The organism is Spongiivirga sp. MCCC 1A20706, from assembly GCF_046524175.1.
GTDB lineage: Bacteria > Bacteroidota > Bacteroidia > Flavobacteriales > Flavobacteriaceae > Spongiivirga.
The window spans coordinates 1-2,500 of the sequence record NZ_JBEFZF010000014.1 but is presented as its reverse complement, the minus strand read 5'-3'; the positions used below and the strand labels follow the sequence as shown (position 1 = coordinate 2,500).

Genomic DNA, 2,500 nt, shown 5'->3' with positions numbered 1-2,500 from the left:
CCACTCCTAGAATTTCCTATTTTAATGAACATCGGTGTAACGCAATCCGCGCCACCTGGCTCTTTCGCTAAAAATGTCCGCTGGACATTTTATTAACGCTCGGCCCTGTAGTCTCAGGCAGACTCCCCGCGACTTCGCTCGGGATAAACTTCTCGTCTGTCTTTCGACTTGTAGTCTCAGGCAGACTCGAACTGCCGACCTCTACATTATCAGTGTAGCGCTCTAACCAGCTGAGCTATGAGACTTTGTCACAGTTGACAGTTTTCAGTTAACAGTGCACAGCCTTAATACTGCTCACTGGCCTCACTGCCTACTGCTACTTTTTTCATAATAAATATTGACTTGTTTCTCGTGGTATTAAAAACCCATAAAATGTAAAATAAAAAAGACCTTGAGAGTAAGTGAGTGTTTTCTTTATTGAGCACTCAACTTACATTTTTTAAGAAATTAATTATAGTAAAGGTGTTGTCGTTTTCTTGGCTGTATTTTAGTTAAAAACTAAAAATTGCTCTAGAAAGGAGGTGTTCCAGCCGCACCTTCCGGTACGGCTACCTTGTTACGACTTAGCCCCAGTTACCAGTTTTACCCTAGGCCGCTCCTTACGGTGACGGACTTCAGGTACCCCCAGCTTCCATGGCTTGACGGGCGGTGTGTACAAGGCCCGGGAACGTATTCACCGGATCATGGCTGATATCCGATTACTAGCGATTCCAGCTTCACGGAGTCGAGTTGCAGACTCCGATCCGAACTGAGATAGGGTTTATAGATTCGCTCCCTCTCACGAGGTGGCTGCTCTCTGTCCCTACCATTGTAGCACGTGTGTGGCCCAGGACGTAAGGGCCGTGATGATTTGACGTCATCCCCACCTTCCTCACGGTTTGCACCGGCAGTCTTGCTAGAGTTCCCGACATTACTCGCTGGCAACTAACAACAGGGGTTGCGCTCGTTATAGGACTTAACCTGACACCTCACGGCACGAGCTGACGACAACCATGCAGCACCTTGTAATATGTCCGAAGAAAAGTCTATCTCTAAACCTGTCATACTACATTTAAGCCCTGGTAAGGTTCCTCGCGTATCATCGAATTAAACCACATGCTCCACCGCTTGTGCGGGCCCCCGTCAATTCCTTTGAGTTTCACTCTTGCGAGCGTACTCCCCAGGTGGGATACTTATCACTTTCGCTTAGCCACGCAGTCCGAAAACCACACAGCTAGTATCCATCGTTTACGGCGTGGACTACCGGGGTATCTAATCCCGTTCGCTACCCACGCTTTCGTCCCTCAGCGTCAATACATTGTTAGTGATCTGCCTTCGCAATCGGTATTCTATGTAATATCTATGCATTTCACCGCTACACTACATATTCTAACCACTTCACAATGATTCAAGACTATCAGTATCAAAGGCAATTTTACAGTTGAGCTGCAAACTTTCACCTCTGACTTAATAATCCGCCTGCGGACCCTTTAAACCCAATGATTCCGGATAACGCTTGGATCCTCCGTATTACCGCGGCTGCTGGCACGGAGTTAGCCGATCCTTATTCTTACAGTACCGTCAGCTATCTACACGTAGATAGGTTTCTTCCTGTATAAAAGCAGTTTACAACCCATAGGGCAGTCATCCTGCACGCGGCATGGCTGGATCAGAGTTGCCTCCATTGTCCAATATTCCTCACTGCTGCCTCCCGTAGGAGTCTGGTCCGTGTCTCAGTACCAGTGTGGGGGATCCCCCTCTCAGGGCCCCTACCTATCGTCGCCATGGTAAGCCGTTACCTTACCATCTAGCTAATAGGACGCATACTCATCTTATGCCGTAACCTTTAATCATTAAACTATGCAGCTTTATGATACCATGAGGTATTAATCCAAATTTCTCTGGGCTATCCCTCAGCATAAGGTAGATTGTATACGCGTTACGCACCCGTGCGCCGGTCGTCGGCGGTTGCAAGCAACCCCGTTACCCCTCGACTTGCATGTGTTAGGCCTGCCGCTAGCGTTCATCCTGAGCCAGGATCAAACTCTTCATTGTTAAATTTTTAGATCATCATTTACTTAAAAAGTAAGTGATAACCAATATGTACGAAACAACAATCGTTTATCCTAACTAAACTCAAGAACTTAAAAAAATTGAGATCTCCTACATCTTCACTCACCCTCAATTTTATGGCCTTCTTATTCTATAACTTTATGTGTATTTTATTCTTAATAACACGAATTAATATTTATATATCTCTAAATACTAATTTGTCAATATCATTATGTCAATGAACTTTTTTATCCGATACTCCCAACACATCATTTTTTTACCAAAAACAAGCGTAACAATATCATCTAATCGATAGTCTTAGCGGAATCGAACCACCAATGCTTAACACTCTAAACACCTACCATAAAACCACTAATTTTTAAGAACTTTTTTCACTCTCCCTGAAAGCGGGTGCAAATATAAAAACAGTTTTTAATTCACACAACAAAAAAAATTAATTTTTTTTATC

The 2,500-nt window shown here is 44.2% G+C and carries 1 tRNA gene and 1 rRNA gene; both read right to left on the bottom strand.

Annotated elements, in window-relative coordinates:
- Positions 1-171: 171 nt before the first annotated feature.
- Positions 172-245, bottom strand: a tRNA-Ile gene (locus tag ABN763_RS18920).
- A gap of 269 nt (positions 246-514) precedes the next feature.
- A 16S ribosomal RNA gene (locus ABN763_RS18915) occupies positions 515-2,034 on the bottom strand.
- Positions 2,035-2,500 lie beyond the last annotated feature (466 nt).